Annotated in this window: 22 protein-coding genes and 1 pseudogene; 16 read left to right on the top strand and 7 right to left on the bottom strand. The window is 43.3% G+C overall.

Annotated features, from left to right (window positions below):
* Positions 1-9: 9 nt before the first annotated feature.
* From GSF13_RS01565 to GSF13_RS01550, 4 genes are all read left to right on the top strand, one after another.
* The gene (locus GSF13_RS01565) at positions 10-1,542 is read left to right on the top strand and encodes a sensor domain-containing diguanylate cyclase (RefSeq protein WP_010605224.1); all 1,533 of its coding nucleotides are present in this window, start codon (positions 10-12) and stop codon (positions 1,540-1,542) included.
* Between the two features lie 76 nt (positions 1,543-1,618).
* The gene (locus GSF13_RS01560; protein WP_045990526.1) at positions 1,619-2,185 is read left to right on the top strand and encodes an elongation factor P hydroxylase; all 567 of its coding nucleotides are present in this window, start codon (positions 1,619-1,621) and stop codon (positions 2,183-2,185) included.
* Positions 2,175-3,296, top strand: a complete 1,122-nt coding sequence (locus GSF13_RS01555; protein ID WP_174169369.1) for an ATP-NAD kinase family protein — start codon at positions 2,175-2,177, stop codon at positions 3,294-3,296. Before GSF13_RS01560 ends, GSF13_RS01555 begins: the two co-directional genes overlap by 11 nt.
* A gap of 13 nt (positions 3,297-3,309) precedes the next feature.
* A complete protein-coding gene (locus GSF13_RS01550; RefSeq protein WP_174169368.1) occupies positions 3,310-3,585 on the top strand; it encodes a YfcL family protein in 276 nt (91 codons plus the stop codon).
* 69 nt (positions 3,586-3,654) lie between these two features.
* Here GSF13_RS01550 and GSF13_RS01545 read toward each other — a convergent pair whose 3' ends face one another.
* Both GSF13_RS01545 and GSF13_RS01540 read right to left on the bottom strand, forming a co-directional pair.
* Positions 3,655-4,887, bottom strand: a complete 1,233-nt coding sequence (locus GSF13_RS01545) for a divalent metal cation transporter (protein WP_010605227.1) — start codon at positions 4,885-4,887, stop codon at positions 3,655-3,657.
* Between the two features lie 115 nt (positions 4,888-5,002).
* Positions 5,003-5,866, bottom strand: coding sequence for an HDOD domain-containing protein (locus GSF13_RS01540; protein WP_010605228.1), 864 nt, complete (start codon positions 5,864-5,866; stop codon positions 5,003-5,005).
* Between the two features lie 186 nt (positions 5,867-6,052).
* Between GSF13_RS01540 and GSF13_RS01535 the strand changes: the two genes are divergently transcribed.
* The gene (locus tag GSF13_RS01535) at positions 6,053-7,609 is read left to right on the top strand and encodes an AbgT family transporter (protein ID WP_010605229.1); all 1,557 of its coding nucleotides are present in this window, start codon (positions 6,053-6,055) and stop codon (positions 7,607-7,609) included.
* Between the two features lie 74 nt (positions 7,610-7,683).
* On the opposite strand, the gene GSF13_RS01530 is transcribed toward GSF13_RS01535, so the two are convergent.
* Positions 7,684-8,394: a DUF4336 domain-containing protein gene (locus GSF13_RS01530; RefSeq protein ID WP_206471888.1), complete on the bottom strand. Its 711-nt coding sequence runs from the start codon at positions 8,392-8,394 to the stop codon at positions 7,684-7,686.
* 120 nt (positions 8,395-8,514) lie between these two features.
* Complete coding sequence (locus GSF13_RS01525) at positions 8,515-9,126, bottom strand: TetR/AcrR family transcriptional regulator (RefSeq protein WP_102058609.1); 612 nt, start codon at positions 9,124-9,126, stop codon at positions 8,515-8,517.
* A 197-nt stretch (positions 9,127-9,323) separates the two neighbouring features.
* Between GSF13_RS01525 and GSF13_RS01520 the strand changes: the two genes are divergently transcribed.
* Positions 9,324-10,358: an MBL fold metallo-hydrolase gene (locus GSF13_RS01520; protein WP_211865934.1), complete on the top strand. Its 1,035-nt coding sequence runs from the start codon at positions 9,324-9,326 to the stop codon at positions 10,356-10,358.
* Between the two features lie 68 nt (positions 10,359-10,426).
* On the opposite strand, the gene GSF13_RS01515 is transcribed toward GSF13_RS01520, so the two are convergent.
* Positions 10,427-11,056 carry a LysE family translocator gene (locus tag GSF13_RS01515; protein WP_211865778.1) on the bottom strand — a complete coding sequence of 210 codons (630 nt, stop codon included), beginning with the start codon at positions 11,054-11,056 and terminating at the stop codon, positions 10,427-10,429.
* A 116-nt stretch (positions 11,057-11,172) separates the two neighbouring features.
* Between GSF13_RS01515 and GSF13_RS01510 the strand changes: the two genes are divergently transcribed.
* Positions 11,173-12,090, top strand: coding sequence for a LysR family transcriptional regulator (locus GSF13_RS01510; protein WP_211865776.1), 918 nt, complete (start codon positions 11,173-11,175; stop codon positions 12,088-12,090).
* Between the two features lie 33 nt (positions 12,091-12,123).
* Here GSF13_RS01510 and GSF13_RS01505 read toward each other — a convergent pair whose 3' ends face one another.
* On the bottom strand, positions 12,124-12,732 hold the full coding sequence (locus GSF13_RS01505; protein ID WP_010605235.1) for an outer membrane beta-barrel protein: 609 nt from the start codon (positions 12,730-12,732) through the stop codon (positions 12,124-12,126).
* A gap of 151 nt (positions 12,733-12,883) precedes the next feature.
* On the opposite strand from GSF13_RS01505, the gene GSF13_RS01500 reads away from it, so the two are divergent.
* The 8 genes and pseudogenes from GSF13_RS01500 to GSF13_RS01465 all read left to right on the top strand — a co-directional run bounded on the left by GSF13_RS01500 (position 12,884) and on the right by GSF13_RS01465 (position 22,495).
* Positions 12,884-13,288, top strand: coding sequence for a hypothetical protein (locus GSF13_RS01500; RefSeq protein ID WP_249122660.1), 405 nt, complete (start codon positions 12,884-12,886; stop codon positions 13,286-13,288).
* Positions 13,289-13,390: 102 nt separating this feature from the next.
* Positions 13,391-13,864 (top strand): DUF411 domain-containing protein, encoded by a 474-nt coding sequence (locus tag GSF13_RS01495; RefSeq protein ID WP_211865772.1) that lies wholly within the window; start codon positions 13,391-13,393, stop codon positions 13,862-13,864.
* The gene (locus GSF13_RS01490; protein ID WP_211865770.1) at positions 13,864-15,186 is read left to right on the top strand and encodes a TolC family protein; all 1,323 of its coding nucleotides are present in this window, start codon (positions 13,864-13,866) and stop codon (positions 15,184-15,186) included. The genes GSF13_RS01495 and GSF13_RS01490 overlap by 1 nt, the downstream gene beginning before the upstream one ends.
* On the top strand, positions 15,179-16,906 hold the full coding sequence (locus GSF13_RS01485; RefSeq protein ID WP_211865768.1) for an efflux RND transporter periplasmic adaptor subunit: 1,728 nt from the start codon (positions 15,179-15,181) through the stop codon (positions 16,904-16,906). The genes GSF13_RS01490 and GSF13_RS01485 overlap by 8 nt, the downstream gene beginning before the upstream one ends.
* Before the next feature lie 12 nt (positions 16,907-16,918).
* Positions 16,919-20,034 (top strand): annotated as a pseudogene (locus GSF13_RS01480) (CusA/CzcA family heavy metal efflux RND transporter).
* A gap of 398 nt (positions 20,035-20,432) precedes the next feature.
* A complete protein-coding gene (locus GSF13_RS01475; RefSeq protein WP_211865766.1) occupies positions 20,433-21,095 on the top strand; it encodes a hypothetical protein in 663 nt (220 codons plus the stop codon).
* Positions 21,096-21,165: 70 nt separating this feature from the next.
* Positions 21,166-21,759 carry a sulfotransferase family 2 domain-containing protein gene (locus tag GSF13_RS01470; protein WP_102057926.1) on the top strand — a complete coding sequence of 198 codons (594 nt, stop codon included), beginning with the start codon at positions 21,166-21,168 and terminating at the stop codon, positions 21,757-21,759.
* 127 nt (positions 21,760-21,886) lie between these two features.
* Entirely contained in the window at positions 21,887-22,495 is a 609-nt protein-coding gene (locus tag GSF13_RS01465; RefSeq protein WP_211865764.1) for a GNAT family N-acetyltransferase, read from the top strand.
* A gap of 81 nt (positions 22,496-22,576) precedes the next feature.
* Here GSF13_RS01465 and GSF13_RS01460 read toward each other — a convergent pair whose 3' ends face one another.
* Entirely contained in the window at positions 22,577-23,479 is a 903-nt protein-coding gene (locus GSF13_RS01460; RefSeq protein WP_211865762.1) for a phytanoyl-CoA dioxygenase family protein, read from the bottom strand.
* 262 nt (positions 23,480-23,741) lie between these two features.
* On the opposite strand from GSF13_RS01460, the gene GSF13_RS01455 reads away from it, so the two are divergent.
* Entirely contained in the window at positions 23,742-25,925 is a 2,184-nt protein-coding gene (locus tag GSF13_RS01455) for an OsmC domain/YcaO domain-containing protein (RefSeq protein ID WP_211865760.1), read from the top strand.
* The last annotated feature ends 120 nt before the right edge of the window (positions 25,926-26,045 follow it).

Below are 26,045 nucleotides of genomic sequence, written 5' to 3'. Positions count from 1 at the left end.
GCAGAGTATATGAATAAACGTATTTTTTTGCAGATCAGTGGCTTAGTTATATTTACTATTTTGGTGAGTGGTGGTCTATTTTATTGGTCCACTTTGTTAAACCACTCCATTTCCTCATTTCATCAGTCATGGCAATCAGAAACTGAAGTTGCAATTAAACGTGCCGAGCTGCTAGCTGAGCTAGAGCGTAGTTTTGGTTATAACGGCTTTATTCATCACTTCAAAAATTATGTACTACGCCAAGACGAGATTTATTACGAACAGGCTTTAGCTGATGTTGAAGCCACCAAAGCGACCATCTTAAAATTGCAAAGTACGGCGCTAAGCAGTCAAGAGACAAAGGCATTAGCCGTTATTCAACACACCTTTGATGAATATACACAAATGCTTGCGCTTGCTAAGTCAAAATTTACATCAGGTAGGTTGAGCTCTGAAGTGGTGGACCGCTTAGTGAGAGTAGATGACACGGACGCAGAAGCTGCATTTAATTATTTGCGTAAGTCAATTGGAGAGAAATTTGAGCTTGCAAAGCAAAATCAATCTGTAAAGCTCGCTCAAACCCAAGAGTTGAGTAACACCGGTGTATTGTTGTTACTACCAATAGTCTTGTTGTTTGCTTGCTTGAACATCTTTACGCTCATTTTTGTGGTTAAACTTATCAACGAGAAACGAAAGTTATTCAATTCTACTCCTGATGCCATTTTATATTGTGACAAAGACGGTAGGCTTAAAGAAGTCAATAAGGCGTGTACTGACTTGTTTGGTTATCAACCTCAAGAACTACTAGGTATGAAGGTTGAAGACCTCATCCCAGAACGGTATACCGGTAAACACGTCGCGGACAGAGAAAAGTTCCAAGGTACCTCTACGATGCGCAGAGTGACGCATGATGGCCTTAAAATTGTAGGGCGACATCAATCAGGTGTGGAAATCCCGGTGGATATCGCGTTATCCACGGTGTCCGTCTCTAAAAATGATGTTTTTATTGCGGTGATCCGAGATTTACGTCAAGAACAAGAATTGAAGAACCGAGCTGAACTGGATTTCTTAACTCAGGTTATGAATCGCAGAAAGATTGAAGCGCTGCTGAAAGAAGAAGTGCAGCGGGCCATACGTTATCATCGAGCGCTATCGCTACTGGTAATCGACGTTGATCATTTTAAACAATTAAATGATACCGCAGGACACCAAGATGGTGATAATGCATTGAAGGAAGTTGGGCAGTTTCTAAGAGAGCAAGCACGCCCAAGCGACCATATTGGACGATGGGGCGGTGATGAATTTGTGATTATCTGCCCTGAAACTCGGCCGGATGCCGCGCTTAATTTTGCACAACGACTGGTGCATGAATTTACCCGTTTCACCAGTTTTGGACTGACATTTAGCATTGGCGTCGCGGGATACGAGCTTATTGGCGAAAGCTTTAATCACAAACGATGTTTTGAAGAAGCTGATTTAGCCCTCTATGAGTCGAAAAAGTCAGGTCGAGATCGTGCTTCGCTTTATATCGCGCCACGCAGCTCGTTGGACAAAAAGGCATAGTCTAAAACGAGATCTTTTACTTTAGCCGCTAAAAACTTTACAATTTGCGCCCAGTTTAGACTTGTGGCGGATGTTGATGCATAAAATAGAAGACCTCATTGCTGTTTTTAATGGGTTATTCCTGCACACGCTCAACACGGAGCTGGTAGTGGGCGACGACGAGCCCATCTATCTACCTGCAAATGAATCATACCCTCATCACCGCATTATTTTTGCTCATGGCTTTTATGCCAGTGCTTTGCATGAAGTTGCACATTGGCTCGTTGCGGGTGAAGCGCGTCGGCAACTCGAAGATTACGGCTATTGGTATTGTCCCGATGGACGAGATAAAGCGCAGCAGCTCGAATTTGAAAAAGTGGAAGTGAAACCACAAGCGATTGAGTGGGCGTTAAGCGTCGCAGCTGGTTTTTCATTTAATGTTTCCGTTGATAACCTCAACGGTGAACAAACTTGCCGTTTCAGCTTTCAACAACGGGTGCATCAGCAAGTGCTAGCTTTATTAGAAAGCGGATTTAATACCAGAACAACTCAACTACTCAACGCATTAAGCAATTTTTATAATACACCTTGGCCTTTACGCCAGCAGCAATTTAACTGGGATATCCCGACAGAGCTAAGCATGGAGTTTGACGATGCAATTTAAGCTTGGACTTATCATCAATCCTTTAGCTGGGCTTGGTGGGAGCGTTGCACTAAAAGGTAGCGATGGCGCAGAAACAGCTCAACAAGCTTTGGCGTTAGGTGCAGAGCCTCGCGCTAATCAGCGAGCAAAAACGGCTTTAACACAACTGCTTTCACATCAACAAAATATCGAAATATACACTGTTAATGGTGAGATGGGGGAGCGTACGGCAAAAGAGCTGGGTTTTAACACCCAAGTGATTTATCAAACTCAAAGTACGGCAACTCGTCCTGAAGATACCGAGACCGCAGCGCAAATGATGCAACAGCACGGTGTCGATTTGATTTTGTTTGCTGGTGGCGATGGTACTGCCCGCAACATTTGCCACGCGGTGGGTGATTCATGTCCTGTACTTGGGATCCCTGCTGGGTGCAAAATTCATAGCGGCGTATACGCGATAACGCCAAAAGCAGCTGGTAGAGTCGTTGAACTTTTGGTTACCGGAGAGCTTGTCTCCATTGGCGAAGCCGATGTGATGGACATTGATGAAGCAGCATTTCGTGAAGGGACTGTGCGCGCTAAGCGATTTGGTGAAATGCAAGTGCCGACCGAGCTGAGATATGTACAAGCGGTGAAAAACGGTGGTAAAGAAAGCGATGAATTAGTGTTAGCCGATATCGCTGCCTACGTGGTTGCCGAAATGGAAGAAGATGAAACCTACATTATGGGGTCTGGTTCTACCGTTGCAGCAGTGATGGAAGAGATGGGACTTGATAATACACTTCTAGGTGTTGATGTTGTAAGGGACCAAGCGCTGATCGCCCAAGATCAAACCGCGCAGCAATTGTTGTCGCTTGCTGATAACAAAACAAAGCTAGTGATCACATTAATTGGTGGGCAAGGACATATTTTTGGCCGCGGTAATCAGCAGCTAAGTCCTAACCTCATCAAAAAAATCGGCAAAGATAATATTATCCTTATCGCCACAAAATCGAAATTAAAGGCCTTAAATGGTCGTCCTTTAATTGCTGATACCGGTGACGAACAACTTGATGAGTCCTTAGCTGGATTTATTAAAGTGATCACTGGCTTCAATGACCATGTAATGTACGCCATAGGCCATCAAGAATAATTTAGGAATAACTATGTCTTTAGTAGAATATGTAGAGAAAGCGCAGCAGTTTTTTGATGAGCTTGTTGATAGAGCGAGCGATGATGAATTATTTGCTGGTGGCTATTTACGCGGTCACTTTGACTTAGCGGTAGGCTATGCACAAGTAGAGGAAGCAGATCTTTCGATTGATGAGCTAAATGCCAAAGTTGAAAGCAGCTTGGTAAGAGCATACCGAAATGGAGAGCTAAATGATGATGATAAAGCGCACGTGGTTTCTATTTGGGAGCAGGTGCAAAATCTAAAATAACCGCACCTCGCTCGAGTGTAGCAGATGCTAGAAGTGTAATTTGCATCTGCTACTCCGCCTCGCTTGGCTTTACATCAAAAATCGCCAATAGATGAATAACAGTGCAAAGCCCACTAAATAAATCAGCCCCAGTCCCGTCAAAATCTTGGTGTACATTGGTTGACTGCGATAGATCTCACCTTTCACTAATCCTAAATTCATCCAAGCAAAGATAGGAGTAGTGACAAACGCTGAGCTCATGGCAAACATTAGCATGCTCTTTAAGTCGGCTTTAAAAAACAGCACTACGGCCATACCAAGCGTTGCTTGTAGCAATAGAATGAGCGTGTAACTCTTTTTCGTTGTGTTCGGTCGTAACAGCTGAAGTGATTCACTAAGCACTCGGGAGTAGCCATCTAACACTGTGATCGTTGTTCCAAACATACACAAAAATGCGACGCCAGCAATTAGCCATCTGGCCCATTCGCCGATTGTATTGGCATACATATCAATGAGCTGCTGTGAGAACGCAACACCAGCGAGTTCCACAGGCTTATCTTGACCGTATTGCATTAGCATACCGAGTAAACAAAACACGACCGCAAGACCCAGCGTAACAAAATATCCCACCTTGAAATCCAGTAGGATCTGGCCACTTGTTAGTGATTGTTTAGCCATCTTCGTCTTGAGCCAAGAGGAATTAATGGCTGAAATCTCGATTGGCGCAGGCATCCAACCCATTAAGGCAACTAAAAAGCCCAGTAACGCGATGTCGTACGGGGATATCGGATCAATGGGGGCTGGATGGGCCGGTCCATTATTAGCTGCAATGGCAAGCGCCATAACCGTGGAAATGGTCAAAATTATCATCACCCATTTGCTTGTTACATCGAGTATTTTGTAGTGCCCAACCAGTAAGATTGCCAAGCAACTAGCCAAAAGTATAAAGCTTAACAATTCAATATTTATTGGAAATGGCAGCGAGTAGCTCAAGAGACTTGCGGTAAGTAATAGCACACCCGCGGTATTTACAATGGCTGCGAAAATATTGAGTAGCACAAAAACCTTAAATCCGAAGCGGTAATGTGCGTGATAACCTTCGACGACACTATGCTTAGAGTGGCTTGTGTACTCGACTGCATATTTAAAAAAGGGATATTTGAGCAAATTAACAACAACTATTAACCAGATCAATTGACTACCAAATAGTGCTCCAGCCTGAGTTGATGAAACGAGATGTGAACCACCGATAGCAGCAGTTGCCATTAATATTCCAGGCCCAAAGATGGCAAATTTGCCTTTAAGAGATAGCAGCGCTGGCAATGTAAATTCCTTAAGTTTTTTTATTTTAATTTTGCTGCCAGTCTACGAAGTTTTAAGAATTGCCGCAACAGTGTCGTTGAGTCGCATTTCACAGGCGGTGTTGAGTGTGAGATAACTAGTTGCTTACCCCATCCTGCTCTAAGAAGTATTCATCTAGGTCTTCTTTGATGTCCTGATAATCATCTTCATCTAAATTTAAAACCTTCAATACATCCGCTTTCATTAAGTGCCAATCAGGCGCTGCAACAAAACGTTTATTGATATGTACAAAATTTTCCGCCATTTTTAGAGCAGAGAAAGCTAATTTCTGTTCTTCATCTTTACAGTTCCCCAAAAACTCGGGGTCATGATGGCATAAAATCATCTGACAAATACTTTGTGGCAAGTTCCAGGAAGCCGCGAGGAAGTAGCCGATAATAGCGTGATTGGTCTCGTACTTTTCTTCTTCGTGTTCGACTAACAGCTTGTCATAATCTTTGTTAGCGGCAATGAGCGTTTCCATATAATCGGGGTAATTTACTGCCATAGCGGCAATCCCTGCGTCGTGAAATAAGCCTAGTAAGTGCAAGTTTTCGATAGGAACACGCGATTTAAGTTTATTACCAATCACCATGATACTATCCGCGATGTCTGAAGCGTTATCCCAAAACCGCTCCAAACTGATACAACATTTACGTTGGTCAAAGGTTTGTTTGAGCAAAAAGCCGGTCACCAGCTTACTAATAGAGTCTAGACCTAGAAAGACGACAGCCTGTTTTACATCAGTGACCGTTCTTGCCAAGCCGTATAGGGGCGAGTTGATGATTTTTAGCACCGCGGCTGAGGTGCTGACATCATGAGCGATAATAGAAGCGATGTCGTTCAGATCTGGATCTGCTGTAGCAAGTGCTGCTTGCAATTCGCTTATCAGCGCAGGTTTAGGTGGTAAATTGAAACCATGTTTGACGTCAGCTAACACTTTGTCGTCTAGATCTATCATCTAAAAATCCTTAATTTCAGACATATAAAAAGCATAGCGTAAATTCTTTATTGAACACTGACTTGAGACAAAAAAATACCAAGTCGGCTACTAATTCAGCAAAGTGTCTCGTCAATAGGCACGTTTTCTTGCTTAACATGTAAATATTAAGTTATGGTTAAGCAATTTTTTTCTTAGGGCAATGGTATGCACGAAACACAACAAGCGAACTCGCAAAACTCTGCGATCACCCGTTTTTTAAACGGGATTGAGCGGGTGGGGAATAAACTCCCTGATCCTGCAATCATTTTCTTATCAGCAATGTTGCTGATTTGGCTGCTATCTTGGTTATTTTCAGGCGTAGAGTTTAGCGCTATTGATCCAAGAACCAATCAGGCGATTGTCGTTCACAATTTATTAGACCCAAATGCGCTTGCCGGATTTATGGCAACGATGGTAAAAACCTTCACGGGATTTGCGCCATTAGGCGTGGTGCTAGTTGCTATGCTAGGTGTGGGTGTCGCTGAACATTCTGGCTATATTAATACTGGCCTTAAAATCATGCTTAAACGCACGCCTCAAGCACTACTAACTCCTTCTATTATTCTTATCGCAATTGTAAGCCACACGGCGACAGACGCTGGATACGTGTTAGTTATTCCGCTTGCTGGTGTTATTTTCTATGCGATGGGAAGACATCCTCTTGCGGGTATTGCTGCGGCATTTGCTGGTGTAAGCGGCGGATTTAGCGCGAACTTTATTCCTTCTGGTATCGATCCGTTGCTACAAAGCTTTACCCAAAGTGCAGCGCAGATCATCGATCCAGAAATCGCGATTAACCCGCTAAATAACTGGTTTTTCACTTCAGCATCGAGTTTATTCATTATTTTATTAGGTTGGTATATCACCGATAAAATCATAGAGCCAAGACTAAAAGCGACAGAAATTGACGGCGATACTGATAGTTTGCCTTCGTTTGATGAGATCACAAGCAAAGAAAAGAAGGGCTTTGTGGTGGCGTCTATGGTGATGTTAGCAGGTATCGCGTTATTGGTTTATGCATCAAGCGGTGAAGATTCAGCACTACGCAGTCCGTCGGGTGCTTTAACTGATTTTAGTGCACCGTTAATGCAATCAATTGTGCCACTTATTTTCCTACTGTTTTGGATCCCAGGTGCGGTATACGGTTTCGTTGTTGGTACGTTCAAAACTTCAAAAGACATGATTGATGCCATGACTAAAGCCATGAATAGCATGTCTTACTATATTGTTATGGCGTTTTTCTGTGCACTTTTTATCAGTGCCTTCAGCCATTCAAATTTGGGCGCACTGCTTGCTATTGAAGGGGCCCAAATATTAAAAGCATTGGCGCTGCCAAGCTATGTTACCGTGGTTGGTATTATCTTCCTCACCGCATTTGTAAACCTATTTGTAGGGTCAAGCTCTGCGAAGTGGGCGTTGTTGGGGCCGATTTTTGTTCCGATGTTAATGCAATTGGGTATTTCACCAGATTTAACACAAGCGGCTTATCGTGTTGGTGATTCCGGCTCAAATATAATCACGCCGCTTATGCCTTACTTCCCGTTGGTTGTGGTTTACTGCCAGAAATACGTTAAGTCGACCGGGATAGGTACTTTGATAGCGATGATGTTGCCTTACTCAATTGCCTTTTTGATTGGTTGGAGCATCTTCTTATTGATCTATTGGATGCTTGGTATTCCGCTAGGTCTACAAGCAAGTTATACATACCCTGCTGGTATGTAATTTTAGGTTAAGTAAAGAAAGCGCTGTTCAGTAAAGTGACAGCGCTTTTTATATACTGCTATTTGTTCTGCGCCTTACGCGGCCTTATTGATACCCAGCCAAGAAAATGAGCGATGTAAAAATGCCCCAGCGCCTGTTGTAATGCATTCACCATGGGCAATAACAATATATTGGGGTTGCCATGCGGCCATTTTTGAAAAACAGGCTCGGGCTTGCTGCTTCCCAAACATAAACGAAGTTCGCCAGTCTATGGGGGTTTTACCGTTAGGGCTAATAATCCCGGTGATTTTCGCTAATACTTTTTTAAAACCGGAGAAGTGATTAGGGTGAAAGTTCTCGATAAGATCTGTCAAAATTAATGTACTGCTCTCTTTGTGGAAGAATACGACTTCTTCCATCACCGCGCTGCCTTTAAAAATGAGTTGCTCAATATCTCCTTGCCACTCGGGTTCTGCCATGTCGCCCAGTTGGCGCTGAAAAGTAAGATCAGGCCGTTTTTTGTCGACACCTGGAGAAGCAAACATAATCGCATGTGGGAACTTTTCCTGCCAATCTCCCATAAATAGGTGGTGTAGTTTATTTGGAGAAATTAGATATTTGACTTGCCCAAGTTGCGTCAATTCACGGAGTAATCCTGCCGTTAATTTTCCAGGAGAGTGCACCCATAATGCGCCAGAGGAAAGCTTTACTATAGTGCTTCGGGTAGTGTACGGCATGCCAAAGAATGGTACCGCGGGGCCGTTGTGGATCCAAATGTTTTTACCAATTGCAATTAATTCGCTCATCTGATTTCCTTACTCTTGCTAGCGTGGATAACTATATCAGGGAAGCTTTTTGTTTGAAATATAGCCTTATGCAAGTTGGTATGAAATTTATTTAAATCCTCGTATTAGCATACCTTATCATTAATCTTGGGCGCGTTGTTCAGTCCCATATCTCGCCATAAAAAGCGCAACGCTTTGCTCTACAATAAAGTCCATTTCCTCCATATTTGTGAGATCAAATCCATAAAGCCGTGGGTAAAAGATAAAAGACTTGAGTTGATATAAGAACTGTTGTGCTGCGAATGCCTGATGTTCGATATACAGTGCATTGTTAGCGACAGCATCGGCTAAAAACGTTTCTAAATAACGCATACAACCTACTTTACTGTTATTGAAATGCGCAGCCAATGTAGGATTTTGCAACAACTCGATAAATGCCACGCGAGCCACTTTGATAAATGATTCAGAGGTGAGCAGATTGACTTCTCGTAAAGCGATTTCTTGAAGTTGTTTTGCAATCGAGACATCGGGTCGATATTGATAAATATCACCTTGGTCAACCTGAAGCATCATGTGTTCAAGTACGTTATACAGTAGTAGCTCTTTGGTCTCAAAGTGATTATAGATCGTTCGTTTAGACACTTCAGCGTGCTTTGCGATGAGATCCATACTGGTATTTTGAGCACCGTGCTGAGCAAATAACTGTTGGGCAGCCTCTAGAATTTGCAGTCGCTTTCTTTCTGATTGTTTCATTTTATCTATTACAGGCAAGGGAATATCAACAAATGGATACTCCGCATTTTAGCAAAACTAAAATAAATTACACTGCTTAGTTTACTTTCTATTCTTGATGTGTAAACTACACTGTGTAGTTTACTTTTGGTGGTTGTATGAAAAAGCGAACATGGTTTGGCTTGATTGTGGTCTTGCTGATAGGAGTAGGGGGAGTTATGGTTTCTAATTTAAATGCTGCGGTAAATCAAGGTGGGTATTCATCAACCCAATATAGTGATGGTAAATTTCATAATACTCATGAAACGAAAAAAACGAGCCTAGGTAAGACGCTGGAAATTTTTTGGCGCTTTTTTACCGAACAAAAAGTCAATGCGGTGCCGAAGGTTGATATGCCAATAAAAGAGCTCACAGAGGCGAATTTAAAGGCACTTTCAGATACGCAAACTCACGTTATTAAACTGGGACACTCATCAGTACTCATTAAAGCGCAAGGGCAGTATCTTCTGATTGATCCCGTTTTTGCTGAACGAGCATCGCCGTTTTCATTTATTGGTCCAAAACGTTTTCATCAACCACCGATTACTATTGAATCATTGTCTCAAATTGATAAGGTGCTGATTTCACATAACCATTACGACCACCTAGACAAGGAAAGCGTAAAGCGATTAGCAGACAGAGTGGGGGCATTTTATGTACCTTTGGGTGTAGAAGGTGATTTGCAAAAGTGGGGAGTTCCCGCCGAGAAAATAAAGCAGTTTGACTGGTGGCAGTTTGAAGAAACCGCTGAGTTAACACTCACTTTTACACCTACTCAGCATTTTTCTGGACGTGGACTTGGAGATGCAAATAAAACCCTTTGGGGAGCGTGGGCTATTCGCACAGCAGACAAAAATATCTTTTTTAGTGGAGACTCTGGTTATTTTGCTGGATTTAAGGAAATAGGTGAAAGACTTGGCCCGTTTGATCTAACCTTAGTAGAGACCGGTGCCTATGATAAAGATTGGTCTGATATTCACATGACACCAGAGCAAAGCGTACAAGCTCATATAGATCTGCGAGGAACGCATATGATCCCCATTCATAATGGTACTTTTGACTTGGCCTTTCACTCTTGGTTTGATCCGCTCGCAAGAGTGAAAATCGCAGCTGAGCAAAATCAAGTAGCACTGGTAACACCTGTTGTGGGTGAAGTATTGACGCTTTCAGAAACGCTATCAAGTAGCAGCTGGTGGGAAGCGTTGATGCCCTAATATCCATATCTTAGTGATTGAATGAGGCCTAACGCATGATGCGGAAACCCTTATTCAGCATTCTTGTGTTAAGCAATCAACAGCCTTAATGAGAAGGCCATAAGCAACACAGCAAGTGCCTTTTCAACCAAGTTCATCTTGTTCAAGAACCAAGCGCGAGAAGATGGAGCTGAGAATAATAAGCTGACACAGATAAACCATAAAGCGTTAACACTGCACATCCAAGCGCCGTAAAAAAGTTGAATATGTAACGGAGTTCCTTGGCTGACGACATTGGTTACCACGGCTAAGAAAAACAGGGTTGCTTTTGGGTTGGTTGCATTAGTTAAAAAACCAAGACTAAAGGCTTTTTTGAGCGACTGTGAGCTTACATCAGCTTGGGCATTTTCTGTATCCAGTTGAATCGTTCCTGCACTTTTGAGCAGTTGAATAGCGATGTAGATAAGATACGTAGCGCCGATTAATTTAGCTACTTGTAAAACCCAAGGTGAGGCCTGCATCAGTGCGCCGACACCAAGTAAGGTATATAAGATATGAACACTAAGTCCAGCGCCAATCCCCAAGGCTGTCATTGCGCCATGTAGTCTGCCGTATTTTAAGCTCTGTCTGACTGTAATAACAAAGTCGGGGCCCGGCAAGATCACTGCAACAAAATGAATGATGGCTAATGACAAAAACTCTGGCCAATACTGCACCATAATAAGCTCCCAATATAATATTGAATAATTGAGAACATTGTATTTTCATTCTCCTGAGAAGATAATAATCTAAAAATAGAAATAACTTTTGCATAGAGCGCACAAATGGGAGAGCTATGGCGACCAGTAAACATATTGAGCTACTGCAAGAAATGTCGATTTTTGTCTCTGTTGTCAACACTGGAAGTTTTTCTGAAAGCGCTCGGCAATTAGGTGTCTCGCCGTCATCAGTGAGTCGTGCCATAAAACAACTTGAGCAGCAATTGGGGGTGTGTTTACTTCAGCGTACCACCCGCAGCTTAAGATTGAGCGAAACAGGACGAGCTGTGTATGAGCGCTGTACTCAGTTGGAACAAGCCGCCAAAGACGTCATCTCGCTTTGTGAAAGCCATCACCAAACGGCACAAGGAACAGTTAAAATTGCAGCGCCAAAAGCGGTCGCACATACACTAATTCATCCAAGTGTAATGGCGTTTCTAGGCGAACTTCCAAACATTGATGTTCATTTGGTGTTGGATGACAACGCACTGGACCTGATCCGAGATGAAATAGACATTCTATTTAAAATTACTAACGAACCACCGCAGGGTTTAATAGGCAGAAGCGTAATGACGATAGAACATATAGTAGCGGCATCACCAAAATATCTTGCAACACACTCAATTCCTACTCACCCTAAAGAACTAATACAACACAGCTGCATTGCTTTGGGGGAAACGGATGCCGATGCTAAGTGGCGATTCAGAAAAGGCACACAAAAACACACAATCCCAGTTAACGGGCGCTATAAGGCAAATCACACTAGAGTAAGGTTAGATGCTGCGCTGCAAGGGCTTGGGATCACAAGCTTACCTATGTTTGTAGCTAAAGATGCGTTAGCGTCAGGGGAGTTGATACAGGTATTACCAGAATGGCAATTTGAAACGAATTATTCTGGCGAGCTGTGGATGCTATACCCAGCTACTCGCCATATTCCTGCAAAAGTAAGTGTTTTTGCTGACTTTATTGTACAGAGACTTACCAGGGGTTGTTGAGTTTTACTGTATACTAAAACCCGCTCGTAATAATTACAGTGAAAAGCGATAACTTAATGTTGCACTCGCTTGATATTGGCTCATTACCTCACTGTCGAAGTGCCAGCTACAGGTATTTTTGGTGTCTGGGTCGACATCACAACTGACTTTAGAGTTGTTGTTAAGGATAGTTGCAATCCATCGTGCTTCAGCACCGAGATGAAAACCTGCACCAAGGTTGTATTCAAAACCCGTGTATAACCCTGATGCAAAAAAAGTGTCAGAGTCGATAAAGTTTGGATCCATGAAGGTAGCACCAATTTGTAAACCTAGATAAACATCTAAATCATCATTGATAGGGCGTAGTACTGCAGTTTGAAATAGTAGGTATTCCATTTCCACTTTATTTAGAGGGTATGCGGTAAGCTGAGTCTCGGTTTTACTGTAGTAGAAACCATAACGGCCTTCAGGCACATATTTGTCTACGCTCACTCCAAAATGCGAATCGTCTTCTAATTCATAATTTTGGTGGCGAGAAGTTTCGATATCACTGCTATAAGTTTTGCCACCATATATAGAGATACCAAAGTCTCCGAAATCTGTAGCACTGACGTTGCAAGATGCTGCCAAAGCTAAAATAGTTGCTACTGTAACTAATTTCATATAGTTCATTTCCTTGAGTTGGAGGAGTTTTTTAGATTTGGGCGCTAGTATATCAATGATGAAAGAAAATAATAACGAGGTTGGGTGATTTACTTGCATTTCTTTGGTTAGGTTTTTATTATTAATCTGATTTTTGATTTGGAAAAGTACCTTGCGAGTATTCTTACGTTTACTTATCACATTGCTCGTGGTGGCTACACTCAGTGGTCAAAACACGGCTGCCTCCATGGCAGCATGTGAAATGCATGGTACTGCAAGTCATAAAACATCTCATCAAATGCTTCAAAGTGACGTGCAATTGGCTGATCCTCATCACCATGAAATGATGATTGAAATGGATTGCTGTGACCCGCAGAACACAGCACAATGCAGCGATTGTACTTGCCCTACACATATGTGCTCTACAAATCTTGCAGCGTTTTCGCCAAGAGAGTGGATAGCGCCTATTGTACTGAAAAACGATAAATTAAGTTTCACAACTGGTCAGCTTAGCGACTACCCTCGCTCTCTTTATAAACCCCAATACTTGCCTAACCTCAGGGCAGATCTGCCTTAATTTCAAAGTTTTGTACGATTAATCGTCTTTTTTGGCGTAATTTTCAACGAATTGATTGATACCAGTTGCAGTAACGCAATAGGTATTACATGCGAGGTTAGCATGAAAAAGTTTTATTTAGTGATGACGCTATGGCTTATGAGCGCCATGGCATATGGTAAATCTAATATAGAATTGGAAGTCTTTAAGTCCCCAACCTGCGGCTGTTGTGAACTGTGGTTAAACCATTTAACTGCACAAGGTATCGCGCACAAAGCCACCGATTTAAATTATCTTGGCTCACTTAAGAGTAAGTTTGGTATTAAGCAAAATTATCAATCTTGCCACACTGGGGTTTCTAAAAGTGGCTTTATTTTTGAAGGGCATGTTCCTGCCAAGTTTATTAAACTGTTTTTGCAAAACGAAACGTTAACTCAAGACATACAAAACATCGGCTTGAGTGTGCCTGCGATGCCACTTGGATCGCCCGGTATGGAAGTTGGCGAGCGTTTTATGCCTTATCAAGTATTACTACTCAAAAAAGATGGGAGCTATGAGGTTTTTGCTCAAATTGACAGTTATGAGGAGCAATTCTAATGACAATCAAAGTTTCCCTGTTTATTGCAACTCTGATACTGCCACAGATAGCACAGGCCAATATTGCAACGTTAGAGCAAGCGATAGATGCAGCCATCAGCAACGATCCTTGGCTTCAATCTAGCCAATACAAGCGATCTGCGATGCAGTCGATGAGCCGAGAAGCACTAAGCTATCCTGATCCTCAGGTGTCCATAGGCATGATGAACCTGCCTGTTGATAGTTGGGAGTTTAATCAAGAGGGGATGACCCAGCTTAAAGTTGGTGTGATGCAGATGTTGCCGCGAGGAGATAGCCTCGAAATTAAGAGCCAACAATTGGCACTTGACGCTAAAAAGCAACCGATTTTACAAGCGGATAGAAAAGCGCAAGTGCGCCGCGATGTTTCTCAGGTGTGGCTTGATATTGTACAAGCCAAAAAGACGTTAGAATTGATTGAACGCGATAGTGTGTTGTTTGACCAAATGGTAGAAATTGCCAATGCTAGCTACTCCAATGCGCTTGGTGCTACACGCCAGCAAGATGTGATCCGTGCTCAGCTTGAGGTGATGCAATTAGATGACAAGCGTTCCGCGGCTTATCAGCAGCTTAACACTGCTAAGGCAAAGCTTTCGCAATGGCTGTTAAATGATGAATTCACTAATTCAAATGCGCTGAGTGTCCTTGACCAAAACGAAGTGACACTGCCGTTGATCCGCTCAATTGCGCCAAAATTGATGCAGCAACGCCCAGTTGATAGCCAAGCTGTAGTACAACATTTGACTCATCACCCGTTGGTTGTTGCAGCCGACGTTGATACATTCCGTGCTAATCAAGGGGTAAAGTTAGCTGAGCAGGCATATAAACCACAGTTTTCAGTCAATGCGAGTTACGCGTATCGGGATGATGCACCAGATCAGATGTCTCGCACCGACTTTTTTAGCGTTGGTGTGTCATTCGACGTTCCGTTATTCACAGATGGAAAACAAGATCAGCAAAAAGCGGCAGCGACTGCACAAGTTGAGGCGAGTAAAACCGACCGGTTGCTGGTGCTAAAGCAGCTGTTTTCAAACTTAAATGGAGAAATTCAAACTATCCAACGATTGCAAGAGAGGCAATCGCTATACGCAAAATCAATTGTGGCACAAAGCGCTGAACAGGCCGAAGCTGCGTTGACTGCTTATACCAATGATGATGGCGACTTTTCCGAGGTAGTGAGGGCGCGTATCGCGAAACTGAATGCGCAGTTATCAGCACTTTCCATTGATATTGCATTGTTAAAAGCGGTGGTACGCAGTAACTACTATTTGGCTCAAATTGAAGAGGATGCAAGCCATGAATAACAACTTAAAAATGACGCTGGTTGCCGTCACGACATTAACGGCAGGCGTGCTAGTTGGGATAAATCTCTCTTCAAGTAACGAGTCTGCGGTAGCGCAAAACGCTGAGAAAGCGCCACTTTATTGGGTTGCACCTATGGATCCGAACTATCGTCGTGATAAGCCAGGTAAGTCTCCGATGGGAATGGATCTCGTACCTGTGTACGAAGAAGAGTCTGCGAATACAAAATTTGGTGAGGGGGTTGTGGAGATAGCGCCTCACGTTGAAAACAACTTGGGCGTTCGTACTGCGGTGGCCATGCGTCAAGCGATGTCTCACCAAATCCGTACGGTTGGGTATGTTCAGTACAACGAAGATAGCTTAGTTCACATTCATCCTCGAGTTGAGGGCTGGGTTGAAAAGCTCTACGTGAAAGCAGCAGGAGATCCGGTGAAGCAAGGTGAACCACTGTATACCTTGTACTCGCCGCAACTGGTTAATGCGCAAGAAGAATACCTTATTGCTAGAAAGCGTAATAATCAGGCGCTGATAAACGCAGCGCATGAAAGGCTCAAGGCATTGCACCTGAGTGATGACTTTATCAATACGCTTAAAAAAACGGGTGAAGTGCATCAAAGCATTACCTTTTATGCGCGTCAATCTGGGGTGTTGGATGGACTCCAGATCCGAGAAGGGTTTTACGTAAAACCAGGCACAACGCTCATGAGTATCGCCAAACTTGACGAAATTTGGGTCGAAGCTGATGTATTTGAACGTGATGCTATGTTGGTCGCTCAGGGACAAGCGGTTTCCATGAGGTTAGACTTTTTACCCGGCAGAACGTGGCGAGGGCAAGTCGATTACGTCTACCCCTCACTCAATGAAAAAACACGGACACTTAGAGTAAGGCTCAGGTTTGACAACAGTGATGCGCTATTAAAGCCAAATATGTTTGCGCAAGTGAACATTCATGCCGATTCTCGTGACGATGTATTGCAAGTGCCGAGTGAAGCTGTGATCCGCACTGCCAAACAAAATCGTGTTGTCGTTGAAGTTGCACCCGGTAGCTTTAAATCGGTTGCCGTTGAACTGGGTCAAATTGGTGATGAAAACATTGAAATCCTCAAAGGCCTTAACGAAGGAGACAAGATTGTTACGTCAGCCCAATTCCTGATTGATTCTCAATCGAGCATTACTTCTGATTTTATGCGTATGGCGCCAGTTGCTGAGGCTAAGTCAGTTTGGATTGAAGGAGAAATTCAAAGCGTGAACTACCAAAGTCGAGTAGTGAATATCGATCATCAACCCGTACCCGAGTGGGAATGGCCTGAAATGGTGATGGATTTTACCGTGGCTGAAAGTGTCGATGTTGACGAATTAAACGCTGGACAGACTTTGCATTTTGAAGCCACGAAACAGGATGACGGTAGCGTATTACTGACAGGCATTCACATTATGTCCGAAGGAAGTACGACCGAAAATACCTTACCAACAGCAACCGTGGTTGGCGTGATAAACACCATCACCCCTGACACCCGAGTGCTTAATATTTCTCGCGACGCCATTGAAAAATGGGACCGTCCCGCAACAACGATGGACTTTGTTGCAGCTGAGCACATTGATTTAAGCCAGCTTATGACAGGAATGAAGGTGACTTTCACCTTTGAAGTGGGTGACGAATTTGTGGTGACTGATATCAAACCTGCAGGCGAGATGTCGATGAATATGCACTCTGGCCACTAAGGAGCATTTACAATGATCCAAGCAATAATTCACTGGTCAGTATACAACCGCTTTTTTGTGGTACTGCTGACACTTATGCTGGTGGGGGCTGGGCTATTTACCCTTAAAAACACGCCTGTCGATGCCATTCCAGATTTGTCTGATGTACAAGTTATTGTCAAAACACCTTATCCTGGACAGGCACCACAAGTGGTGCAAGATCAGGTGACATTTCCGCTGACCACCGCCATGCTCTCTGTGCCGGGCGCAAAAACCGTACGTGGTTATTCCTTCTTTGGGGATTCCTATGTTTACGTTATTTTTGACGATAAAACGGATCTTTACTGGGCGCGCAGTCGTGTTCTTGAATACCTAAGTCAAGTCGCACCACAATTACCCGATGCGGCAAAACCGCAGTTGGGCCCTGATGCCACTGGGGTGGGTTGGGTGTATCTTTATGCATTAGTTGATAAAACCGGTAGACACGATATTAGCCAGCTACGCAGCTTACAAGATTGGTTTTTAAAGTTTGAGCTGCAATCGGTTGCCGGCGTGTCAGAAGTCGCGCCGATTGGTGGTATGGTGAAACAGTATCAAGTGCAGGTTGATCCCAACAAATTGCGCGCTTACGGTATTCCGCTTACGCATGTACAGCAGGCGCTGCAGCGGGGTAACCAAGAATCGGGCGCTTCTGTGATTGAGATGGCTGAAGCCGAATATATGGTGACAAGTACGGGATATATTCAAAGCGTTAAAGATATTGAAGCTATCCCACTTGGGCAAGCTGTCAAAGGCACGCCATTAACGATAGCAGATGTTGCGTCTGTCAATATTGGACCGCAAATGCGTCGTGGCATTGCTGAGCTTAACGGCGAAGGAGAAGTTGTTGGCGGTGTTGTAGTCATGCGCTTTGGAGAAAACGCGCAAAAGACCATAGATGGGGTAAAGCAAAAACTTGCTGAGCTACAACAAGGCTTACCTGAAGGGGTGGAAGTGGTGACGGTTTACGATCGCTCCGAGCTTATCACCAAAGCCATTGATAATCTTTGGTCTAAGTTACTTGAAGAGCTGGTGGTGGTGGCCTTAGTGTGTGTGGTGTTCTTATTTCATATTCGCTCTTCCGTGGTTGCGGTGATCACTTTGCCACTTGGCATTCTGGTGGCTTTTATCGTGATGTATTTTCAAGGGGTGAACGCAAATATCATGTCCCTTGGTGGCATAGCCATTGCTATCGGGGCGATGACCGACGGTGCAATCGTGATGATTGAAAACATGCATAAACACATGGAAAAAACGCCACTCAATGATGAAAATCGCTGGGAAATCGTCGCAAAGTCGGCTTCTGAGGTTGGTCCTGCGCTGTTCTTTAGTTTGCTTATTATTACCGTAAGCTTCTTACCTGTGTTTATTCTTGAGGCGCAAGAAGGGCGTATGTTTGCCCCTCTGGCATACACTAAAACGTATGCGATGGCCGCATCGGCAGGGCTTGCCATTACGCTTATTCCTGTGCTGATGGGATACTTTATTCGCGGTAAAGTTGTGCCCGAGCATAAAAATCCAATCAATCGAATGTTGGTTGGCGCGTATATGCCCTTGTTGAAACAAGTTTTACGCTTTCCTAAGCTGACGTTGTTGGCTGCTGCTGCTATTACTGTCGTTGGCTTTTATCCAATGGATAAAATCGGCAGCGAGTTTATCCCACCTTTGGATGAAGGGGATTTAATGTACATGCCGACTACATATCCAAGTATTTCGATTGGTAAAGCCAGAGAAATTTTACAGCAAACCGACAAATTGATAGCGACGGTGCCTGAGGTAAAAAATGTCTTTGGTAAAATTGGTCGCGCGGAAACCGCAACCGATCCTGCCCCGTTGACGATGATTGAGACCTTTATTCAATTAAAACCTAAAGATCAGTGGCGTGAGGGAGTGACCACTGAAAAGCTCAAAGCGGAACTCGATAAGCTAGTGCAGTTTCCGGGCTTGACCAATGCTTGGGTGATGCCCATCAAAACGCGTATTGATATGCTCGCGACGGGGATTAAAACGCCTGTCGGGATTAAAGTCGCGGGTCCAGATTTAGATACTATCCAAAAGATTGGTCAAGATATTGAACGTATTTTGAGTCAGGTAGAGGGCACCGCTTCGGTCTATTCAGAGCGGGTAGCTGGGGGCGTTATATTAAGGTCGATATTCAACGTGATAAAGCCGCGCGATTTGGGCTCAATATTGCTGATGTACAGCAAGTGGTCGCAACTGCAATTGGTGGAATGGACGTCACGCAAACCATTGAAGGACAAGAGCGCTATCCGGTTAGTTTGCGCTACCCGCAAGACTTACGCGATTCTCCAGAAGCACTGCGGAAGCTTCCTATAGTCACCGCCGAGGGATTAAATATTGCCCTAGGTGATGTGGCAACTATCTATATTGAAAATGGGCCACCGGGCATTAAAAGCGAGAACGCTCGCATTAATGGTTGGACGTTTATTGATTTAGATGGTGTCGATGTTGGCAGCTATGTGGCAGCCGCTAAACAAGTACTGAGCGAGCAGTTGGAGTTACCTGCAGGTTATTCCATCAGTTGGGCTGGTCAATACGAATATATGGAGCGTGCTAAAGCTAAATTGACTTATGTGGTGCCGCTCACGCTTGGGATCATTATCGTTTTACTCTATTTGAACTTTAGAAGCTTTAGCGAAGTGGCAATTATCATGGCGACGTTACCTATGGCGATGATTGGTGGACTGTGGCTGCTATACCTTGAGGGGTTTAACTTTTCGGTCGCAGTTGGCGTTGGTTTTATAGCGCTTGCTGGTGTTGCCGTTGAAATAGGCGTTATCATGCTCGTGTATCTCAACCAAGCCATCAGCGAGCTTAAGGAGAAACAACCGATCATAACCCTTGAAGCCATTAATAATGCCATTTTAGAAGGTGCGGGCAAACGCATTCGTCCAGTCATGATGACGGTGGCAACAATTATTATCGGGTTATTGCCAATCCTTTACGGTTCGGGCAAAGGTTCTGAGGTAATGAGCCGCATCGCCGCGCCTATGGTAGGCGGCATGGCAAGCGCACTATTACTTACCTTAGTGGTGTTACCTGTAGTGTATATGTTGATGATCCGTTGGCGTGAGAAAGTTAATAATTAACCTGAGGTTTGGATAAGGAATGAACTAACTAATTGTTTTTAAACACACATTAAATTATCCCCTTATCTAGCCAGAGAGTTTTAGGGATAACTAGACGAATTTACGCACCAATAGCTGGCTATTGGAAGTGAATTCAACGCAGTTAGCGCTAAAATTGGCTGCTAGAAAGGCATTAATTATCCGAAGCTCAGGTTAATTAATCGATAGCGGAAAAAGTTTGCCTCAAGCGCAGTAATATTAAGCGCTTGAACGGCAAACTTTGGTTTGGTAAAACCCGATTACATCGAAAAATTGGTTAAAAGACTCCTAGGACTCTAACTAACCCGAGATCAGGTTAATAACGCTTCCTTGGCGCACTTATTGCTGTACTAGAACAGCCAATGCACCAAGGAGCGAGTATGTACATTCAAAATTCACCTTATTCACAAATGTATGGTTCGAACGATCTTTATAGTCGAAAGAACAATAATGCTGTGAGCGATCAAGACATTTCTAATTCAGTGGCAAAAAGTTCAGGTACACCTTCGTTTATGGAAGCCGCAAAGGCCGTTCAAGAAAAAGCCCCGAACAACACCCAATCGACCTACCTTACCAAGCATTTTGAGCAAGCTGAAAAGCTAGCCCATGAAGCTCTGGTGAGTTCGAATCACAAAATAGGCAGCCGCGAATATAACATCGAGATGTATCGTGAAATGATGACGAACATTGTAGAGATGCCAATTGAAGTAGAAATTGCACCAGAAGAGATGAACCAAGCACTGTTATTTAATCATCTGGGATTGGACTTTAAAGAGTATAAAACGGTAACTGTACGCTCAGAGTTGTTAACTATGCTTGAGCAAAAAGTCGAGCAGGACAGTACGCTAATTAGATCAGATAAAGCAAAATTAACAGCAATTATTACTGATACGCAAGATAGGCTAGAAGCCGCGCAAGCGGCGCTACTTGAAGGTGAAGACATTACCCAGCGACTGCAAGATAGCAAAAAGGCTATCTATCATTCTTACGAACAGCTTAAACTTGGTAAGGTGAGTCAGCGAGACCTGATTTCGACTTTGTAGTTATTCTTGACCAAGGATGCTTTAACAAAGTGAAGAAAATGCATTTTGTAGTCTGAAATGATTGAGGCTTATGTTTTATTCTAAAAAGTACAATTTTTTGTTCTGCCATATTAGCCGCACTGGCGGTACGTCGTTATGTAGTGTCCTCAGGCAAACGGCGCCAGACCTAAGGATGATATGCAGCCAGCATGCATCGCTTCTAGAGGCTAGAGCAGCATTGCCGGAAGCGTTTGAGAGTACGTTTAAATTTGCTTTTGTACGTAACCCATGGGAAAGACTCGTTTCTTGGTATTCACTATTAGAGAAAGGTAAAAGTCTACACTCAGAAGCGGTATCTGAGAAGCATCATTATGCAGAGAAAGAGAGGTTTGAACTATTTGTACAAGAGATGGTTGCAGAGCAGCACGGCGGAATAGCGTGGAGTCAATGGTCCCAGTTATCTGACCATTTGGGAAATTCACTCGTTAATGAAATTTGCCGCTTTGAAAACTATCAAAAAGACAGTAAGCGAATTTTAAGGAAGTTGGGGAGCAAAGATTATTATTTACCTTATTATAATCAAGCATCAAGTAGGCACTACCGTCATTACTACTCTGATTTAGCGTTAAAATTGGCTGAGGAGCTTTTCCTAGATGATATTTATCAATTTGGGTATAAATTTTGATAGTGGTCGGCCTTGTGAAAAACGTAAATATCCAAGCAAGAAGGAAGTTGGAATAAATATTTGTATAAATCACAAGTTGTAACAATAATGTGTTAATTGTTACTTAAAAGAGCTTCTGAGTGTTTATATGGATATCACTGAGTTAGATGAAAAGGCATTTGTTGACGTATTTAACCTGCCAGAAAAAATCACCATAAAGACTGCTAGCACCGCAGATATAGAGGAAATGGCGTTTGTGACCAAAGTGAGCTGGCAAGCGGCCTTTAGCGGGTTTTTACCAGAGCACGTGCTAAAAAGGGGAAACGTCGAATTTTTTGCAACTATTTGGTTTGAGATTATCAAAAATTCGACAACCCAAACAGCATTGCTTGTGACTGATGGCAGGAAAATATTAGGCTGCGGCGCTGCTGGGATTTATCGCCGAATGTATAACCCGGTTAGCCAAAAAGTATCGAGAACGAATGCTGGCGAGCTTTATCGTGGTTACATTTTACCAAGTCACCAAAACCGCGGGCTCGGTAGGGCGCTGTTGAAAGCACGCTTGTTAAAGCTTTACGAGCTGGGTTGTCAAAGCGCTTACACCTGGATCTATGAACAAAACCAACAAGCAAGACGCTTTTACGAAAAGCATGGGGCGGTAAACCTCGACCAAGCCCAAGGGATAACAATGAAACGATTTAGGTTTGAAGAAGTGTGCTATGGCATTGAAGTAAATCGTGTTTTTGATTTTAGCTAAGGTGAAGTGAGAGAAAATTTCAAACACAGTATGGTCAGAGGTAATTGTCATCGATAAGCGGTGACAATTACTTCATGCAGACTAACGTAGGTCGGCGGGTGTAGGATAGTCTGGGTGCTCAACAATTTTCGGTGCCCAAACTGCTGGGATCACCGCCTCTCGTTTCTGTTTGATACGCTCTACTAGCGTATTCAAATCATAATTGGGTTCACCATAAACGGCTAGCCAATTCTCAGGTACGTCTTCTGGGTCTGCAGCCTGAATAACGTGCGCCATCCACTGCTTTCTAAGCTCAGCCCATTCACTACTTTGATTCTCATTGACACCTGCAAGTGGCCGAAGCTCTACATATATTGTCCTTCTCGGACCTTCACTGCGTTTCGGCTCAGAGCCATGTAAAACCATCATGTCTTGAACTAAGATATCTCCGGCTTTAGCTGGTTGCTGTACAACCCCTGGAATGTTCCAGCCATATTCGCTCGAGAGAGAATAAATATCCAAAATTTGGTGTTGGGAATTTGGCAAATAGCGTAAGCACCCGTCATCTATATTCGCATCATCAAGATAGATACCGACATTTAAATATGCAAAATGACGAGAATGAGGAGCATCTTGATGCCAAGCTATGTGAGGGTGGGGATGTGGATATTTGCAGACTAAGTCACATTGCAATGGAACGCTGCCTACACCACAAAGGTGTTCACTGATCGCTAACATTGCTGGTGTTGCGAGTAGTTCGATAATTAACTCGGGCGCTTCAAAAAGCAAATCATTATAACGAAAGAGTTTTGGCTCACCTGATTCATTTGATAAATGGTATTGAGTCGCGATTTTTCCATCTTGCTGTGCTTGTTTTGCTTTACTCTCGAGCGCATTAGATAGTCGCTTCAGTTTTTCCAGCAGTGTGTCGGGTAAAGTTTGTTCAAATAAAACGAAGCCGTTGTTTTTGTAAAAATCGAGTTTGCTTTTGCTCACAATCGTCATGCGTGTACTTCCTAGTTATTTTGTTGCTTGTCAGACTTAAGTGTTGTTTGTCGAGTATATTCACTCGCCTGCCAATAGAGTCTGTCTCAGCTACAGCACTGACTATAGTGTCGTAAAATGCCAGTTAGCGCAATTACGGTGGGTTACATTGTGGATTTTGTTTATATTAACTCAACTCGAATAAACAGAAACTTCCATTGGCACCACTTTGCATCCTCAAGTACAATTGGCGTTTTCGATTGCAACACACCGGAACCTTCCAATGGAAATCAAAGTAAATTACCTCGACAATCTCAGAATTGATGCCAAATTTGACGACTTTTCTGTCATTGCAGATCAGCCAATTCGCTATAAAGGCGATGGCTCAGCACCAAGTCCCTTTGACTACTTTTTAGCTTCTTCAGCGCTTTGTGCAGCTTACTTTGTGAAAGTGTATTGTAATGCGCGTGACATTCCAACGGATGGAATTCGTGTGGCGCAAAACAACATCGTTGATCCTGAAAATCGTTATAACCAAATTTTTAAAATTCAGGTGGAGCTTCCGGAAAGCATTTCTGAAAAAGACCGCCAAGGTATCCTGCGCTCAATTGATCGCTGTACTGTTAAAAAAGTGATCCAAACAGGACCTGAATTCCAAGTGGAAGCGGTTGAAAGCCTTGAAGATGACTCGCAGGCTATGCTGATGGTTGATACCAGCGAAAGCGACAGCACTTTTATCCTAGGTAAAGATCTTCCGCTGGAACAGACTATCGCAAATATGACCAAGATCCTGTCGGATTTAGGCATGAAGATTGAGGTTGCATCATGGCGTAATATCGTGCCACACGTCTGGTCTTTGCATATTCGTGATGCTGCTTCACCAATGTGTTTCACCAATGGTAAAGGGGCAACCAAAGAAAGCGCGCTTTGCTCGGCACTTGGTGAGTTTATTGAGCGTTTAAATTGCAACTTCTTTTATAATGATCAGTTTTTTGGTGAAGAAATCGCAAATGCTGAATTTGTTCACTACCCGAACGAAAAGTGGTTTAAGCCTGAAGCTGATGATGCGCTTCCTACTGAGATTTTAGACGACTACACTCGTGAAATTTACGACCCTGAAGGTGAACTACGCGGTTCACATCTAATCGACACAAATTCAGGTAATGTAGCGCGCGGTATTTGTTCTATTCCGTACACTCGCCATTCTGATGGTGAAACTGTGTATTTTCCGTCAAATCTAATAGAGAATTTATTCCTAAGTAACGGTATGAGTGCCGGTAATAACCTGTTTGAAGCGAAGGTGCAGTGTTTATCTGAGATCTTTGAACGCGCGGTGAAAAAGCAAATCATCGAGCAGGAAATCGTGCTCCCTGACGTGCCAGAGTCTGTACTTGCTAAATATCCAGGTATTGTTGAAGGGATCAAAGGGCTTGAAGAGCAGGGTTTCCCTGTGGTGGTGAAAGATGCGTCTCTTGGCGGTCAATTCCCCGTAATGTGTGTAACCCTAATGAACCCAAAAACAGGCGGTGTGTTTGCTTCTTTTGGGGCGCATCCAAGCTTCGAAGTGGCACTTGAGCGCAGTTTAACCGAGTTGTTACAAGGCCGTAGTTTTGAAGGCTTAAACGATGTACCAAAACCTACGTTTAACAGTATGGCGGTATCTGAGCCGGAGAACTTTGTTGAACACTTTATCGATTCAACGGGGGTGATCTCTTGGCGCTTCTTTAGTGCGAAGCATGACTACGATTTTGTTGAGTGGGATTTTACAGGCACTAATGAAGAAGAATGCGATAAGTTATTTGGCATTTTGGAAGGGTTAGGTAAAGAAGCCTATATTGCGGAATTTACAGACTTAGGGATCGCTTGTCGTATTTTGGTTCCGGGCTTTTCTGAAGTCTACCCTGCCGAAGATCTGATTTGGGACAACACCAATAAAGCACTGCAATATCGCGAAGATATTCTCAACATCCATTCTCTAGATGACGAGGCATTAGCTAATTTGGTCGAGCGCTTAGAAGACAGCCAGCTTGATAACTATATCGATATTATCACCCTAATTGGTGTTGAGTTTGACGAAAATACGGTGTGGGGTCAGCTTACAATTCTTGAGCTTAAGATTTTAATCTATCTAGCGCTTGGCGATATCGAAACGGCCATTGAACTAGTTGAAACCTTTTTGCAGTTTAACGACAACACCGTTGAGCGTGGCTTATTCTACCAAGCAATGCATGCCACACTTGAAGTCGCGTTGGATGAAGAGCTAGAAATTGAAGATTACATTCATAACTTTACTCGCATGTTCTCTAAAGACGTGATGGATGCGGTTATTGGTTCAATTAATGGCGATGTGAAATTCTATGGCTTAACGCCAACTAACATGAAGCTGGAAGGTTTGGATAAGCACCTGCGTCTTATTGAAAGTTATAAGAAGCTTCATGCAGCAAGAGGGAAATTAGCGCAGCGCTAAGCTTTATTTTTCTAAGTAAAAGCAAGATAGCATGACTGCTTATCTTGCTTTTACTGTTTGATAGACTGGTGTGTATTTAGTGGTTACACATTAACTGTAGTAGCTAAGCCCCGAACCTCA

Source organism: Pseudoalteromonas sp. M8, assembly GCF_018141365.1.
GTDB lineage: Bacteria > Pseudomonadota > Gammaproteobacteria > Enterobacterales > Alteromonadaceae > Pseudoalteromonas.
The sequence above is the reverse complement of the archived record's forward strand: the minus strand, read 5'-3'. Positions and strand labels throughout refer to the sequence as shown.

Coding starts and splice junctions, on each gene's coding strand:
- GSF13_RS01565 (WP_010605224.1), top strand. CDS start 10: ATGAATAAACGTATTTTTTTGCAGATCAGTGGCTTAGTTATATTTACT.
- GSF13_RS01560 (WP_045990526.1), top strand. CDS start 1,619: ATGCATAAAATAGAAGACCTCATTGCTGTTTTTAATGGGTTATTCCTG.
- GSF13_RS01555 (WP_174169369.1), top strand. CDS start 2,175: ATGCAATTTAAGCTTGGACTTATCATCAATCCTTTAGCTGGGCTTGGT.
- GSF13_RS01550 (WP_174169368.1), top strand. CDS start 3,310: ATGTCTTTAGTAGAATATGTAGAGAAAGCGCAGCAGTTTTTTGATGAG.
- GSF13_RS01540 (WP_010605228.1), bottom strand. CDS start 5,866: ATGATAGATCTAGACGACAAAGTGTTAGCTGACGTCAAACATGGTTTC.
- GSF13_RS01535 (WP_010605229.1), top strand. CDS start 6,053: ATGCACGAAACACAACAAGCGAACTCGCAAAACTCTGCGATCACCCGT.
- GSF13_RS01530 (WP_206471888.1), bottom strand. CDS start 8,394: ATGAGCGAATTAATTGCAATTGGTAAAAACATTTGGATCCACAACGGC.
- GSF13_RS01525 (WP_102058609.1), bottom strand. CDS start 9,126: ATGAAACAATCAGAAAGAAAGCGACTGCAAATTCTAGAGGCTGCCCAA.
- GSF13_RS01520 (WP_211865934.1), top strand. CDS start 9,324: ATGGTTTCTAATTTAAATGCTGCGGTAAATCAAGGTGGGTATTCATCA.
- GSF13_RS01515 (WP_211865778.1), bottom strand. CDS start 11,056: ATGGTGCAGTATTGGCCAGAGTTTTTGTCATTAGCCATCATTCATTTT.
- GSF13_RS01510 (WP_211865776.1), top strand. CDS start 11,173: ATGGCGACCAGTAAACATATTGAGCTACTGCAAGAAATGTCGATTTTT.
- GSF13_RS01505 (WP_010605235.1), bottom strand. CDS start 12,732: ATGAAATTAGTTACAGTAGCAACTATTTTAGCTTTGGCAGCATCTTGC.
- GSF13_RS01495 (WP_211865772.1), top strand. CDS start 13,391: ATGAAAAAGTTTTATTTAGTGATGACGCTATGGCTTATGAGCGCCATG.
- GSF13_RS01490 (WP_211865770.1), top strand. CDS start 13,864: ATGACAATCAAAGTTTCCCTGTTTATTGCAACTCTGATACTGCCACAG.
- GSF13_RS01485 (WP_211865768.1), top strand. CDS start 15,179: ATGAATAACAACTTAAAAATGACGCTGGTTGCCGTCACGACATTAACG.
- GSF13_RS01475 (WP_211865766.1), top strand. CDS start 20,433: ATGTACATTCAAAATTCACCTTATTCACAAATGTATGGTTCGAACGAT.
- GSF13_RS01470 (WP_102057926.1), top strand. CDS start 21,166: ATGTTTTATTCTAAAAAGTACAATTTTTTGTTCTGCCATATTAGCCGC.
- GSF13_RS01465 (WP_211865764.1), top strand. CDS start 21,887: ATGGATATCACTGAGTTAGATGAAAAGGCATTTGTTGACGTATTTAAC.
- GSF13_RS01460 (WP_211865762.1), bottom strand. CDS start 23,479: ATGACGATTGTGAGCAAAAGCAAACTCGATTTTTACAAAAACAACGGC.
- GSF13_RS01455 (WP_211865760.1), top strand. CDS start 23,742: ATGGAAATCAAAGTAAATTACCTCGACAATCTCAGAATTGATGCCAAA.